Annotated in this window: 16 protein-coding genes and 1 tRNA gene; 8 read left to right on the forward strand and 9 right to left on the reverse strand. The window is 59.6% G+C overall.

The window, feature by feature from the left end; all coding sequences use genetic code 11:
• Positions 1–87: 87 nt before the first annotated feature.
• The gene (gene psbM / locus DXY16_RS11885; protein ID WP_115016385.1) at positions 88–192 is read left to right on the forward strand and encodes a photosystem II reaction center protein PsbM; all 105 of its coding nucleotides are present in this window, start codon (positions 88–90) and stop codon (positions 190–192) included.
• Between the two features lie 27 nt (positions 193–219).
• Here the strand turns inward: psbM and DXY16_RS11890 are convergent, their stop codons facing one another.
• A complete protein-coding gene (locus tag DXY16_RS11890; RefSeq protein ID WP_115121404.1) occupies positions 220–1,068 on the reverse strand; it encodes a universal stress protein in 849 nt (282 codons plus the stop codon).
• 52 nt (positions 1,069–1,120) lie between these two features.
• On the opposite strand from DXY16_RS11890, the gene DXY16_RS11895 reads away from it, so the two are divergent.
• The 5 genes from DXY16_RS11895 to DXY16_RS14870 all read left to right on the forward strand — a co-directional run bounded on the left by DXY16_RS11895 (position 1,121) and on the right by DXY16_RS14870 (position 4,430).
• Positions 1,121–1,570, forward strand: coding sequence for an acyl-CoA thioesterase (locus tag DXY16_RS11895; protein WP_115121369.1), 450 nt, complete (start codon positions 1,121–1,123; stop codon positions 1,568–1,570).
• A gap of 81 nt (positions 1,571–1,651) precedes the next feature.
• Complete coding sequence (dprA, locus tag DXY16_RS11900) at positions 1,652–2,719, forward strand: DNA-processing protein DprA (RefSeq protein WP_115121370.1); 1,068 nt, start codon at positions 1,652–1,654, stop codon at positions 2,717–2,719.
• 8 nt (positions 2,720–2,727) lie between these two features.
• Positions 2,728–3,624 (forward strand): peptide chain release factor N(5)-glutamine methyltransferase, encoded by an 897-nt coding sequence (gene prmC / locus DXY16_RS11905; RefSeq protein ID WP_115121371.1) that lies wholly within the window; start codon positions 2,728–2,730, stop codon positions 3,622–3,624.
• Between the two features lie 27 nt (positions 3,625–3,651).
• Positions 3,652–4,284, forward strand: a complete 633-nt coding sequence (locus tag DXY16_RS11910; protein ID WP_115121372.1) for an L-threonylcarbamoyladenylate synthase — start codon at positions 3,652–3,654, stop codon at positions 4,282–4,284.
• Positions 4,272–4,430: a hypothetical protein gene (locus tag DXY16_RS14870; RefSeq protein WP_170953947.1), complete on the forward strand. Its 159-nt coding sequence runs from the start codon at positions 4,272–4,274 to the stop codon at positions 4,428–4,430. The genes DXY16_RS11910 and DXY16_RS14870 overlap by 13 nt, the downstream gene beginning before the upstream one ends.
• Before the next feature lie 44 nt (positions 4,431–4,474).
• Here the strand turns inward: DXY16_RS14870 and DXY16_RS11915 are convergent.
• The 7 genes from DXY16_RS11915 to ctpZ all read right to left on the reverse strand — a co-directional run bounded on the left by DXY16_RS11915 (position 4,475) and on the right by ctpZ (position 9,313).
• Positions 4,475–4,546: transfer RNA gene (locus DXY16_RS11915), tRNA-Thr, on the reverse strand.
• 26 nt (positions 4,547–4,572) lie between these two features.
• Entirely contained in the window at positions 4,573–4,779 is a 207-nt protein-coding gene (locus DXY16_RS11920; RefSeq protein ID WP_115121373.1) for a response regulator transcription factor, read from the reverse strand.
• Positions 4,780–4,840: 61 nt separating this feature from the next.
• Positions 4,841–5,122 carry a cell division topological specificity factor MinE gene (gene minE / locus DXY16_RS11925; protein WP_115016375.1) on the reverse strand — a complete coding sequence of 94 codons (282 nt, stop codon included), beginning with the start codon at positions 5,120–5,122 and terminating at the stop codon, positions 4,841–4,843.
• 5 nt (positions 5,123–5,127) lie between these two features.
• Positions 5,128–5,943 (reverse strand): septum site-determining protein MinD, encoded by an 816-nt coding sequence (gene minD, locus DXY16_RS11930; protein ID WP_115121374.1) that lies wholly within the window; start codon positions 5,941–5,943, stop codon positions 5,128–5,130.
• A 63-nt stretch (positions 5,944–6,006) separates the two neighbouring features.
• A complete protein-coding gene (minC, locus tag DXY16_RS11935; protein WP_115121375.1) occupies positions 6,007–6,723 on the reverse strand; it encodes a septum site-determining protein MinC in 717 nt (238 codons plus the stop codon).
• A 44-nt stretch (positions 6,724–6,767) separates the two neighbouring features.
• Entirely contained in the window at positions 6,768–8,039 is a 1,272-nt protein-coding gene (locus tag DXY16_RS11940) for an HD domain-containing protein (RefSeq protein ID WP_115121376.1), read from the reverse strand.
• 8 nt (positions 8,040–8,047) lie between these two features.
• Complete coding sequence (gene ctpZ, locus DXY16_RS11945) at positions 8,048–9,313, reverse strand: carboxyl-terminal processing protease CtpZ (protein ID WP_115121377.1); 1,266 nt, start codon at positions 9,311–9,313, stop codon at positions 8,048–8,050.
• Positions 9,314–9,372: 59 nt separating this feature from the next.
• On the opposite strand from ctpZ, the gene petB reads away from it, so the two are divergent.
• Together petB and petD are read left to right on the forward strand one after the other, a co-directional pair.
• Positions 9,373–10,029, forward strand: coding sequence for a cytochrome b6 (gene petB / locus DXY16_RS11950; protein WP_115016368.1), 657 nt, complete (start codon positions 9,373–9,375; stop codon positions 10,027–10,029).
• 48 nt (positions 10,030–10,077) lie between these two features.
• Positions 10,078–10,560, forward strand: a complete 483-nt coding sequence (gene petD / locus DXY16_RS11955) for a cytochrome b6-f complex subunit IV (protein WP_115016366.1) — start codon at positions 10,078–10,080, stop codon at positions 10,558–10,560.
• A gap of 56 nt (positions 10,561–10,616) precedes the next feature.
• On the opposite strand, the gene DXY16_RS11960 is transcribed toward petD, so the two are convergent.
• Positions 10,617–12,110: a glycoside hydrolase 100 family protein gene (locus DXY16_RS11960; protein WP_115016364.1), complete on the reverse strand. Its 1,494-nt coding sequence runs from the start codon at positions 12,108–12,110 to the stop codon at positions 10,617–10,619.
• Positions 12,111–12,254 lie beyond the last annotated feature (144 nt).

A 12,254-nucleotide genomic window follows, 5' to 3' on the forward strand; every position in this document is an offset into this window, starting at 1 on the left:
AGCTGCTACGCCCGATGACGAGGGCTGAAGCAACGTTCCGGAAGGTCGCCGAACGGTGATACCTTCCGATTGCATCTTTCATCAGCCATGGAAACCAACGATCTCGGCTTTGTTGCCAGTCTTCTGTTCGTTCTGGTTCCGACTGTCTTCCTGATCATTCTCTATATCCAGACCAATAGCCGTCAGGGTTGAACTGGAGGTATTGCCGGAGCTGGCAGCTCAGCTGCGCTCCGGTTCTCTCACCAGCATCACGGGGGCAGGTGCATGCACCCTGATGTAGTCGCTCACTGAGCCGCCCAACAACTTGTCGAGATCCACAAGGCCACGGGCCACGAGTGGACGGCGGTCTTGGGAGGCAATCACCACAAGATCTGCATTGGTGTCTTTCGCGGCTTTGCAGACCCCCCGACCCACGTCTGCGTCGGTGATATGCATGGGCTTCATGTCGACCCCGAAGCTTCTCGCCCGTTGCACTGCTGCGTTCAGGAGCTCATCACGCTTGTTGTTGGCGCCCCTTGAGGGTGCGAGGTCCTGGCGGGCAACATGGACACCGATGAGCTGGCCGCCTGGGATGTCGCGAACCATTTCGCAGGCCAGCTTGAGGGCGTCATCGCCAACGCCTGTGCCATCCACGGTGACCATCACCCTGTTCACGTGGCGCACGTAAAGGTCATCCCTGACCAGCAGCATCGGGCGGGTGGAGAGTTGGAAGACGTATTGGCTCGTGCTGTTGGCGAGAATCGACTGGAGGCGGCCAAGCCCTCTGGATCCCATCACGATCAGATCGGCGTTGAGTTCTTCGGCCACCTTCAGCACGGTTTGCTTGGCGTCGCCGTTGCGAATGATCGAGTTCACTTCAGTGGCATCAAGGCCCATGCGTCCCACCGCTTGGGCCATCAATGACGCGGCAGCTCCCCAGTGCTCTTCAGAGTCAACTGAGCCTTGCTCGGGTACAACGTGGAGCAGGTTGATGCGAGCGGCGCGGAATCCGGGAAGATCGCGCAGCATGCGAACCATCTCCTCCACATGCCCCTTGCCAGAATCGGCGATCAGCAGGTTCTTAAACACGATCTCGTTTTGGCTGTGCTGCAGCCTATGGCGAGACTCCCGCCCCTGAGACATGGCGATTGAGAGCGTTACGACCTCCCCCTGGACGCTGGAGAAGCGCGTGCTTCCTCAGCACACCGACTACGCCGGAGTGATGTGGCATGGGGCTTACCTTGCTTGGCTTGAAGAGGCCCGGGTTGAGGCGCTTGCTGCCGTGGGTATGCCGTATTGCCGTGTTTCGGACGAGGGGTATGAGATGCCGGTGGTGCGCCTTCAGCTCCACTACCGGCAGGCGCTTTCCCATGGGGATCGTGTGATTGTTGAGAGTCAGGTGCTTCCGCGTCTGGGTGTTCGATGGCCCTGGCATGCACGCTTTTGTCTCCCGGATGGGACCTGCGCGGCGGAGGCGGAGGTGGAGCTTGTCATCGTGCAGAGCTCGGGAGAAGGTCGCGGGGTGTTGAGACGGCCTCCAGCTTTCCTGGCGCCTGCGCTGGCCGCACTGACGCAGGGCCCCAGCCTGTAGTCTAGTTCATGCGTACTATTCGATGCTGTGCGGCGATGGTGGTGGGTCTGGAGTCATTGCCCTGGGATTGGCGCGGCGCGGATGGTTCGCTTGCTGGAGCTGGCTGACCGTTATGACACTGACCTTGCGGGCCTCTGGGGGTGGTCGAGCGCTCGGTTGCAGGCTGAGCCGGGGTGGCCTGACCACCTGTTGTTAAGCATTAATGCTTATCGAGGCCTGGTGGGGACCTGTCCAGCTTGTGACCCTCCTGATCAGGTGCTGCTACCGATGGATCGGCAATGGCCAGCAGGGTTTAAGGACCTCCGCCGTCCACCTTTGAGGATGTTCTGGCGGGGCAATGCCTCTTTGCTGAACGCCTTGGGTTCAGGTCAGGCCGTTGCTGTTGTGGGTTCTCGGCGCCCATCCATGCATGGGCTAAAGGCGGCAGAGCTTCTCGGGGAGGCTTTGGCTCGTGCTGGTTGGCCTGTGGTGAGTGGTTTGGCGGAGGGGATCGATGCTGCTGCCCATCGTGGTTGCCTGCAGGCAGGAGGGCAGCCGGTGGCGGTGCTGGGCACCCCATTGGAGCGGGTCTATCCACCGGAGCATCATCAGCTTCAGGCTGACGTGGCTGAGGCGGGACTGCTCTTCACCGAGCTGGCCCCTGAGTCCAAGGTGCAGCGGTCTAGTTTTGCTTTGCGCAATCGGTTGCTGGTGGCACTGGCCCGTGCGGTGGTGGTGGTTGAGTGCCCCCAAAACAGTGGTGCGCTCATCACTGCCCGGGCCGCGCTGGAGCAAGGACGTGCGCTTTGGTCCATGCCTGCAGACGTGCTGCGTCCTTCCGGTCAGGGAAGCAATCGTTTGTTTCTGGAGGGTGCCAGGCCGTTGCTCGATCCTGACCAGCTGCTGCAGACCCTTGGCCAGGCCCCTCTCGCTGAGTTGCCTTCGTCGGCTGCTTCTCGCCATCCTTCAGGGCGATCCCTGGTGGAAGCCCGGCGGCGGCTATTGCAGCGAGACCCCATGCTCAAGGCCATGCTTGAGGAGGGCGCCACGCTTCAGAGCCTGGCGAATCGCCTGGCTCGCAGTCCTGTTGACCTGGCGGAACAACTCGTGGCGCTTGAGTTGGAGGGTGTCTTGAAAGCGGAGCCTGGCATGCGCTGGCGGCTTGCTTAGCTGGGGCGATGGCATCACGGGTGCTGAGAGGGGAAGACCTGCTGGCTTGGCGGCGTCGTCTGTTAGCCGAGGGAGGTCGCAGGGTGGATCTCGATTGGCTGCTGGATCTGGGTGGCGGCCTGCGTTGGCGAGATCTTCAGAAAGTGCAGCTCGATCCCGGCGGTGTCCAGGTTCATCTCATCTGTTCACTGGATGCACTGGAGCGATTGTGGTGGCGGCATCGTCATGATCAGATCCCTCTACAGCACCTTGTTGGCCGTTGTCCCTGGCGGCAGTTTGAGCTGTTTGTGTCGCCGGATGCTCTGATCCCCCGTCAGGAAACAGAGCAGCTGGTTGATCTGGCCTTTGCTCTTGGCGCTGAGTGTGAGGCCGAACCCGCTTCGAGGCTTCGGATGTGGGCTGATCTGGGTACGGGCAGCGGAGCGTTGGCCCTTGCTCTGGCTGCTCACTGGCCTCAATGGCAGGGGCATGCTGTGGATTGCAGCGCTGCTGCCCTTGCCCTGGCGCGCCGAAACCTTGCCCGATGGGCACCGGGTGCTGACTGGAACTTGCACCAGGGATGTTGGTGGGATCCGCTTCGGCCGTGGTGGGGACATTTGGATGTGGTGGTGTGCAACCCCCCCTATATCCCTGAGCTTGTGGTGGATCAACTGGATCCAGTGGTGCGTGATCATGAGCCACGCCTTGCTCTTGATGGAGGCAGTGATGGTCTCCAGAGCTGCCGCACGGTTGTCGCTGGAGCAGCCGTCGCCTTGGCCCCAGGGGGGTGGTTGCTGTTGGAACACCACCATGATCAGAGTGATGCCGTTCTGTCGCTCATGGCCAAGGCTGGGTTGATCAATGCCAGGTCCGAGAAGGATCTTCAGGGCATTCGCCGGTTTGCCGTCGCTCGTCGTGCAGGCTGAGGGAGTTCTGCACCCGTCGGGTTGTTCATGTCAGGTCAGCAGCCAATCGTTCTTTCCAGCGACGCGATTGCCGATCATCTCCTCAAGGGGGGAGCGGCTGTGATGCCTACGGACACACTGCCCGCCATGGCAGCCGTTCCAGCCCATGCCGGTCAGTTATGGAGATTGAAGCGACGCCCGCGGGAGAAGCCCTTGATCTTGATGGCAGCAAGCGGTGAGGTTCTTCTGCAGCTTGCTGTGCCTGAGGCCCAGCCAACGGCCTCCAGCCTCGCCCACCAGCACTGGCCTGGAGCTCTCACGTTGGTGGTGCCGGTCGGTGCTGATCCTGCCGCGCAGGCCATGCTCCAGGCTCTCAACCCAGCTGCCACAAGTCTTGGCCTGCGAGTACCCGCCTGTCAGCAGGCCAGAGCCTTACTGGCCAAAACCGGCCCTTTGGCAACCACCAGCTGCAATCCTGCGGGGGCTGCTGCCGCGCTCAATCCTGAACAGGCCTGTCGCTACTTCCCCCAATTGCCACTGTTGGGCCCGCTGGACTGGCCGCAGCCATTGGGTTTGGCCAGTACCGTTCTCGCCTGGGAGCCTCAGAACCGCTGGCAGATGTTGCGCCAGGGTGCTGTGATGCCAGCAGGAGTGGGTTCTCCGCCGTCATGCTTTGGCTGATCGCATTGGTGTTGGTGCTGCAGAGCCTGGGGTTCTGGTTGGGTGACCCGCTTGTGCACGTAGCAACAGCACTGATCAGCCTGAAAGCTCTCCCCTTGCTGTTGGCGGTGGTGGGGGGCTGGCTGCTGGCTGGCCGTAAGGCCTGATCTCTCGCCCTTGAAGAGGGCGAGAGATCAGGCCATGTCTTCGAAGCCGGCTAACGGATTTGAACCGATGACCTTCGCTTTACAAAAGCGCTGCTCTACCACTGAGCTAAGCCGGCAACGTCGGAAGTGTACCGGCCTGCTTTCAGCTCTGGAGTTGTTGTTGACCTAACAGCCACACCACCAATTCAAGACGGCTGGTGCATCCAGTTTTGACCAACGAATGGCTCACATGGCTTTCAACGGTGCGCACACTCAGCACCAGTGCATCGGCGATGGCCTGGTTGCTGAGACCCTGCACCAATAGATCGGTGACGGCGCGTTCAGCCGGACTGAGAGAACAACTGGGCATGGCTTCACTGGACACGTGTGGTTGCAGTGAAGATTCCCCGTTCCGTGCAGCCGGCTTGAGATCAGCCTTCGCTTTGGCTCACGGCCAGAGGTCTGCGGATCGGAAGATTGGCCACGAGAGCCGTCACCCGGTCTTCGGTCTCAAGGCTCACGTCGCCCTCGTCGAGGTCGATTTCGACGTACTTAGCCACAACCTCAAAGATTTCGCGTCGCATCTGGTCCAGCAATTCGGGGCTGAGGTCACTGCGGTCATGGGCCAGTACTAATTGCAGCCGATCCCTGGCGGTGCTCGCACTGGCGGGCTGGCGGCGGAGCAGCTTGTCGAGGATTTCGCGCACTGTCATCGGTTTCAGAAGATTTTCTTTTGCATCAGTCGGCGCACCTTGGCGCGAAGGCCACGCCCTTCTTTGGATGGGTCAATCAGAGGAACATCGTCTCCTTGCAGGCGACGCGCCACATTGCCGTAGGCACGAGCTGCTGGAGAACTGCTGCCGTTCAGCGTGAGGGGCTCGCCCCGGTTGGTGCTCACGATCACCTGCTCATCCTCCAGGACGAGACCAAGCAGGGGGAGGGCCAGGATGTCAGTGACATCATCGACCGCCAACATCTCTTGGCTGGCCATCATCTTGGGCCGCACCCTGTTAAGCACAAGTTGAACCGGGGTCACCCCATGGGTGTTGAGCAGTCCGATGACCCGATCGGCATCCCTAACAGCAGACACCTCAGGAGTGGTGATCACGATGGCCTCCTTTGCCGCTGCAACGGCGTTCTTGAAGCCGTCTTCGATGCCTGCTGGACAATCGATCAGCACATAATCGAATTGTTTTTCCAGCATTGCTGCAATCGTCTGCATGTCCTCTGGCTTCAGCCACTCGAGCATGCGGGGATTGCCAGCAGGAAGCAGGGCCAGGTTTGGTTCCTGTTTGTGCTTCACCAGAGCCTGCTCCAGACGGCAGCTCTCAGCAAGCACCTCCTGGGCCGTGAACACGATGCGGTTTTCCAGGCCGAGTAGCAGGTCGAGGTTGCGGAGGCCGAAATCGGCGTCAAGAACAACCGTGCGTAGCCCCAGCCTTGCCAGGGCAATGCCAAGGTTGGCCGTGAGTGTGGTTTTGCCGACCCCTCCTTTTCCAGAGCAGATCAGGATCGTTCGCGAAGTGGACGCCACGGCTCCCCGGGAAGTCGCGTCACCTTAATGGGGGTTGAAGATTCAGGCCAGCGTTTGTTCTCCTCAGTCCGTCGCTGGGATGGACATCCTTGCTCTCAGGCGAGGATTGGCAGGCTCAATCACGATGTCACCGGCATCGATCCGGGCTTCTTCCGCGAGGCCGGGTTGGGGCCGATCATCCGGCCCACGCGCCACTTGATCAGCAATGCGGAGCTGCAGAGGCCTGAGTTGAAGCGCAACGACTTTGGCGGAACGGTCTCCATCGCGGCCTGCATGGGCGATTCCCCGTAGACGTCCCCAGATCATGACGTCACCAGCTGCCGCGACGTTCGCGCCAGGATTCACATCGCCGAGCACTAAAAGGTCTCCGGCAGTTTCAATCTGCTCGCCTGCACGCAGGGTGCCGCGATGCAGTCGTAACTGGGTTGTGCAATCTGGCTTGGTATCGCTGGATTGGTCTCCGCTGTCATCACTGGGAGTGGCATCCGAAGCCATGGGGTCGCTCTCCAGCAGCTGCACGGGCAGGCCGAGGGCTTGGGCACTGATGGCGGTCAGCGGCTCCTGGGTGTGAAGGCTTGCGATCCTGAATCCTTCACCCTGCAATAGTTCGATCAAGGACGACAGATCCCGGCAACGCATCTCCCAGTGATGAGAGATCAAGTTGAGAGATCCAGGCCGAAGCCTTTGCAATTGATCGGGCAAGGTGTCTTTCCAGTGCGCTTGCTTGATGGGTGGGAGCACGAGGCGCTGAAGCAGACCGGAGTTTTGATCAGCTGCCATCAGGGTCTTTATGGAAGGGCAACGGCACGAACCGTTGTTAGACGCTAGGAGGATTGAGCCGCTGCGCCTGCCGCGAGGTTGTCCAGATCATGGCGAAGCTGTGATTGGATCTCACTCGGGTGAATCAGCCAGGCTGTTGCTGCTGGAGTGGAGAGACTGTTGACGAGAGGGGACATCTGTTCCAGTCCGCGTAACGTCGTTCCGTCCCAGAGACGCAGACCTCCCCGGTAGGGGTGATAACCCCGAAGCTGCTGATGGCTCAGCCCGCAGCATTGGTCAGGATTCATCTGGGCTGTTTCGCTCAGTCGGCGAGCCAGCGCCAGAGCCTCCAACTGCTGTGCAGGCTCAAGTTGAGCCACGCTGGTGGCCTTGAGCAGCCTGCGGTTCAGGAAGCGAGAACAAAGCTCTGCCAGGGGGGCTGGCCCCTCCTCCGCCCAGCGTTGCAAGTGATAGCCCAGCCGTAGGTCGTCATTGGCGAGGAATGTGCTTGGTGTGATGTCACGGGGGGCCCAGAGCCAGGTCTCCATGACGCGATCGCTCCAGACCTGCTCCGGGCCAAGGCGTCGCGCCTCACGGACTAATTGCTGCAGCATCCAGTTACACACCACGTTGAGGCGGTGGGTGTAGACGCTGCGATACATCAGATTGCGAACCACTAAATAATGCTCAACAGCCATCAATCCCTTGGGGGCGATGGCTAGGTCGCCATCTGGAGCCAGTGTCAGGGCGGAAAGAATTCGATCCAGATCCAGTTGTCCGTAGCGGGCGCCCGTGCTGTAGCTGTCGCGCATCAGGTAATCCAGTCGGTCGCAATCGAGCTGACTGCTCACCAGAGCCTTGATCACGCCCCGTTCTGCCTGACCGTGCTCCAGCAGTGACGCCACGGCAGCTGCGGTGCCGGGGGCGACCCTCTCAAGCAAAGGCTGGATGTCTGCATGCTCTCTCACCAGTCGAGCCGACCAGGTCTCGTGATGGAGGCCGAACATCTCTTCCCCTGTGTGGCTAAGGGGGCCATGGCCTAGGTCGTGCAGCAGGGCTGCTGCATAGAGCACGCCCTTGTGTTGCTCGAGGCTCGGATCCTGGGGAAGCAGATGGTTGAAGGCTTTGCGTGCCAGCTGAAACACCCCGAGGGAGTGGGTGAACCGGCTGGATTCGGCACCATGGAACGTGAGAAAGGCGGGGCCGAGTTGGCGGATCCGCCGCAGTCGCTGGAACGGGGAGCTATCCACCAAACCCATGACCATGGCTTCGGCGGGGTCATGGCCATCCAATTGAATGTTGCCGTGGAGCGGATCGTGATAGGTGCGCGTGGACATCAACGCGGTCACGTGGCGTCCAAGGGCTCGCTGCGATCGAGCATTGCTTCCATGATTCGTTCGGCATCAATCAGCCAGCGATCACCGTCTCCGCCTGGATTCAGCGGTTCGGGTTGGTCCAGCAATCGGTCGGGTTCGAGTCCTTGCCCTTGGATGTCCCGCCCACTTGGGGTTAGGTATCCGGCCACCGTGACGGCAAGTCCGCTGCCATCGCTGAGGTTGGTGAGGGTCTGGATCAGCCCCTTGCCGAAGGTGCGACTGCCCAGCAGCAGCGAACGCTCATCATCCTGAAGGGCCCCGGCCAGAATTTCGCTGGCACTGGCGGTCCCCCCATTCACCAACGTCACCATCGGACCGTCATAGAGGGTTGGGAGGTTGGCTTGGATTGGGTCTGCAATGCCATCGCGATTGCGGGTTTCCACGATTGGTTCGTTGCTGAGGAAGGCATCGGCCACGGCCAGTCCTGCGCTCACGAGTCCGCCTGAATTGTTGCGGAGGTCAAGCACTAGGCCTTCGATTCCCTTGTCGGAAAGCTCGGCAATCGCTTCCTGCACCTGTTGGGGTACCCCTTCGCTGAACTGGGTAATACGTAGGTAGCCGAGGGTGTGCTCGTCGCGACGCAGCCGCCTGGTGCGCACGGGTCTGAGGTCGACACTGCGGCGTTCGAGGGTCAGCTCTTCGTTGGTTCCATCCGGGGCTTCAAGCGTGAGCACCACCTGCGTTCCGGCTTCGCCGCGCAGGCGCTCTGCGGTGGTTTCCAGGCCAAGGCTGGCAGTGGATTCGCCATTCACGGCAAGCACCGCTGTTCCGCTGATGACCTCGGCTTCCGCGGCCGGGGAGCCTTCAAGAGGTGCGATCACCACGACCCTTCCGTCAGCGTTCCCATGGGCCAATTGCAACCCCACGCCGCTGAGGCTGCCTTGATTGCTCTCTTTCATTACGGCGTAGTCATCGGGTCGGAGCAGGCGCGTGTAGGGATCCCCCAGTGGCGTCAGCATCGTTTCGATGGCGCTATAGGCCTGTTCACTGCTTTCAATCTTTCCTTCTAAGGCCTTCTGCCGCAGTCGTTTCCAGTGAATTTTGTCGAAGCTCTCTGGGCTCACATAGCTCTGGTTCACAAGCTTCCAGCTCTCCACCACCAGCTGCTGGGCATCGTTGAGCGCCAGTGCCGGCGAGGACCAGGCAAAGCCGGTCAGGAGAAGACTGAGCAGGCAGCAAGCCAGTTGTCGCAAGGCTTTCTTGCGGCGATTAACAGTCGGCAACATCGGCTTCATACCCGGCGCGTTCGCTGGGACGTGTTCAGTAGACTCTCGCAATCCAAGCCCACTTCTGCATGGCGAACTCCTCACCTGTCTACGACTGGTTCCAGGAACGTCTTGAAATTCAGGACATCGCTGACGACATCAGCACTAAGTACGTGCCCCCGCACGTCAACATTTTTTATTGCCTCGGTGGGATCACCCTGGTCTGCTTCCTGATCCAGTTCGCCACTGGATTTGCGATGACCTTCTACTACAAGCCAACTGTGGCTGAGGCTTACACCTCCGTTCAGTACCTGATGTCCGACGTCAGCTTTGGCTGGCTGATTCGCTCCGTCCATCGTTGGAGCGCCTCGATGATGGTGCTGATGCTGATCCTGCATGTCTTCCGCGTCTATCTGACAGGTGGTTTCAAGCGGCCTCGGGAGCTCACCTGGGTGACTGGCGTCACCATGGCAGTGATCACCGTCTCCTTTGGTGTGACTGGCTACTCCCTCCCTTGGGACCAAGTCGGCTACTGGGCCGTCAAGATCGTCTCAGGTGTTCCAGCGGCAATCCCTGTTGTTGGTGACTTCATGGTTGAGCTGCTTCGCGGAGGAGAGAGCGTTGGTCAATCCACTCTCACTCGCTTTTACAGCCTCCACACCTTTGTGATGCCCTGGCTTCTCGCCGTGTTCATGCTCATGCACTTCCTGATGATCAGGAAGCAGGGCATCTCCGGTCCCTTGTGATCCAGCGACTCACGTTCAGCTGCACTCGAACACTCACTGGTCAATTCAATGCACATCCTCAAGAAGCCTGATCTCACCGATCCAAAGCTGCGCGAAAAGCTCGCGAAGGGAATGGGTCACAACTATTACGGCGAGCCTGCCTGGCCTAACGACCTGCTTTATATCTTCCCCGTTGTGATCCTGGGGACCATTGCCTGTGTTGTGGGCCTGGCAGTGCTTGATCCAGCCATGCTTGGTGACAAGGCTGATCCCTTCGCGACTCCGCTGGAAATCCTGCCTGAGTGGTACCTCTACCCCGTGTTCCAAATTCTGAGGGTTGTTCCGAACAAGCTTCTTGGCATTGCTTTGCAGACCTTGGTGCCCCTTGGCCTGATGCTCGTTCCGTTCATTGAGAGCTTTAATAAGTTCCAAAACCCCTTCCGTCGTCCAGTGGCGATGGCTGTTTTCCTGTTTGGAACCGTGACCACCATTTACTTGGGCATTGGTGCTGCTCTCCCGATCGACAAGTCCCTCACCCTGGGGCTGTTCTGAGTCGGATCACACACCTCCAACTTCAAACCCGGTCTTCGGACCGGGTTTTTTTGTGGCTAAATCTCTGCTTGCTCCTCTTCTGAGGCGGGGTCATGGTTGGGTAGAAGCTCCTCAAGGTCGAGGATTTCGACATCTTCGGGCCTGGTGCGTAAGAAGTGGTGCAGCAGCAAGAAGCCAACGATGGTCCAGGTTTGGTAGGTCCTTGATTGCTGCCCAACCCAAGTGCCAGTCGGTCCATCAAAGTATTCAGCCCATTGCTGCCTGGGTAACTGGTTGAGCTGACTCCAGTAGCTCTCTTCCAGTAGCGCCTTCATCTGCCCCATCAGCAGCACATCAGCATGGGGATGCCGCCGCTCATGCAACAGGATGGCGGCTCCGAAAAACCAGAGCAGGCTTGGCCAATGGCCGCCATTGTGATAGCTCCAAGGCCAGTTTTTGGGATCTGATCCGGTTTTGTTCTGCCATTCCAGGCCGTCCATCGGTGGATGGCAGATACGCATAGGCATCTGGGCCATTAAGTGATCACGGTTGTGCAGCACCAGGCGGAACAGAGCCCGTTGTTGTGGACTGGTCAGGAGCCCGAACAGGCAGCCGAGGGAATTGCCCAGGCTGTAGAAGCGAAAATCTGGACGTCCTGTCCGGATGTTTCCGATCAGGTAGCCGCCTCTGTTCTCAAGCCAATCCTGCAACCAGTCAGGAATCACCTGAGGCTGCACGTTGAATTCATTCTGGTGCTGATTTTCTCCGTATTGCTCGGTCGGCCGACGCCTCAGCACCTGCATGGTTTTGCTGGTGACCCAGTAGTGCTTGAGAAGGAATTGGCGCAGATCATGCACCCATTGCCTTGTCAGGACCAGGCGCTGATCCAACAGTCGACTGTCGTGGTGGCGTCGGCTCAGCTCCATCAATTTGATGCAACTGCGGAGGGATGCATACAGCAACACCTCCACCTCGAGGGGCGCACCCCAGACGTCCATTGGACGGTCAATCATGAACGCGCAATCCGGCACGAACAGCACCGGTGTGCCTTCGAAGGTGGGGTGAAGGACCAGATCCAACAGCAACTGAACACCGCGTTGCACTTTCTGACTGGAGCCAAATTCTTCGTCTCCACTCCGCTTCACGTAGAGCCAGCAGAGGATTGGCCACCAGAGGCTTGCATCCACGGAGGTGATCCGACCGATGGAGCGCTGGCCATAGTCCGCGATGAGCTCGTTCCCTTCCTCCACAAAGCTGGTGGGGAAGACCCCACGGGTCTGATACGTCGTGCTCTGGAGGTCGAGGCAGACCGTGAGGAAATGACGCACCTCGTCAAATCGCTTCTGGGTCAGCAGGTAGACCATCACCGGCACGTTGTCGCGCAGGAAGATCTCTCCATAATTCAGCGCTTCGTCATGGCTGGGATGTTCCAGAGCAGCAACGCTTCCAGCCACTGAACCTGCGACCTGGATCAGGGTTCGTTCGAAGTGCTCTCTGGCTTTTTCCACCACCTGGTCTTCCTTGGAGCTCGGCCGCACACGTTGGTGCTGCTGGCTGAAGCGTCCTGCCATGGCGCATGGTCTGTTCGTCCTATCTAGAAACTAGTGATGGCAAAGGTTTTGGGTAGTGGAAGCAAGTCTGGAGAAGTGTCGTGTCTCGAAGGGCTTGCGAGTTGGGTGAGTTGTGAGTTATGGTTTTGGACTGCGCGGGAGCCG

The organism is Synechococcus sp. UW105 (assembly GCF_900473935.1).
In the GTDB taxonomy this organism is placed as follows: domain Bacteria; phylum Cyanobacteriota; class Cyanobacteriia; order PCC-6307; family Cyanobiaceae; genus Synechococcus_C.

Coding starts and splice junctions, on each gene's coding strand:
- DXY16_RS11940 (WP_115121376.1), bottom strand. CDS start 8,039: ATGTCCACGCGCACCTATCACGATCCGCTCCACGGCAACATTCAATTG.
- minE (WP_115016375.1), bottom strand. CDS start 5,122: ATGACAGTGCGCGAAATCCTCGACAAGCTGCTCCGCCGCCAGCCCGCC.
- dprA (WP_115121370.1), top strand. CDS start 1,652: ATGGTTCGCTTGCTGGAGCTGGCTGACCGTTATGACACTGACCTTGCG.
- DXY16_RS11920 (WP_115121373.1), bottom strand. CDS start 4,779: ATGCCCAGTTGTTCTCTCAGTCCGGCTGAACGCGCCGTCACCGATCTA.
- DXY16_RS11910 (WP_115121372.1), top strand. CDS start 3,652: ATGTCAGGTCAGCAGCCAATCGTTCTTTCCAGCGACGCGATTGCCGAT.
- ctpZ (WP_115121377.1), bottom strand. CDS start 9,313: ATGAAGCCGATGTTGCCGACTGTTAATCGCCGCAAGAAAGCCTTGCGA.
- DXY16_RS11960 (WP_115016364.1), bottom strand. CDS start 12,110: ATGGCAGGACGCTTCAGCCAGCAGCACCAACGTGTGCGGCCGAGCTCC.
- petB (WP_115016368.1), top strand. CDS start 9,373: ATGGCGAACTCCTCACCTGTCTACGACTGGTTCCAGGAACGTCTTGAA.
- DXY16_RS14870 (WP_170953947.1), top strand. CDS start 4,272: ATGCTTTGGCTGATCGCATTGGTGTTGGTGCTGCAGAGCCTGGGGTTC.
- DXY16_RS11895 (WP_115121369.1), top strand. CDS start 1,121: ATGGCGATTGAGAGCGTTACGACCTCCCCCTGGACGCTGGAGAAGCGC.
- minC (WP_115121375.1), bottom strand. CDS start 6,723: ATGGCAGCTGATCAAAACTCCGGTCTGCTTCAGCGCCTCGTGCTCCCA.
- prmC (WP_115121371.1), top strand. CDS start 2,728: ATGGCATCACGGGTGCTGAGAGGGGAAGACCTGCTGGCTTGGCGGCGT.
- petD (WP_115016366.1), top strand. CDS start 10,078: ATGCACATCCTCAAGAAGCCTGATCTCACCGATCCAAAGCTGCGCGAA.
- psbM (WP_115016385.1), top strand. CDS start 88: ATGGAAACCAACGATCTCGGCTTTGTTGCCAGTCTTCTGTTCGTTCTG.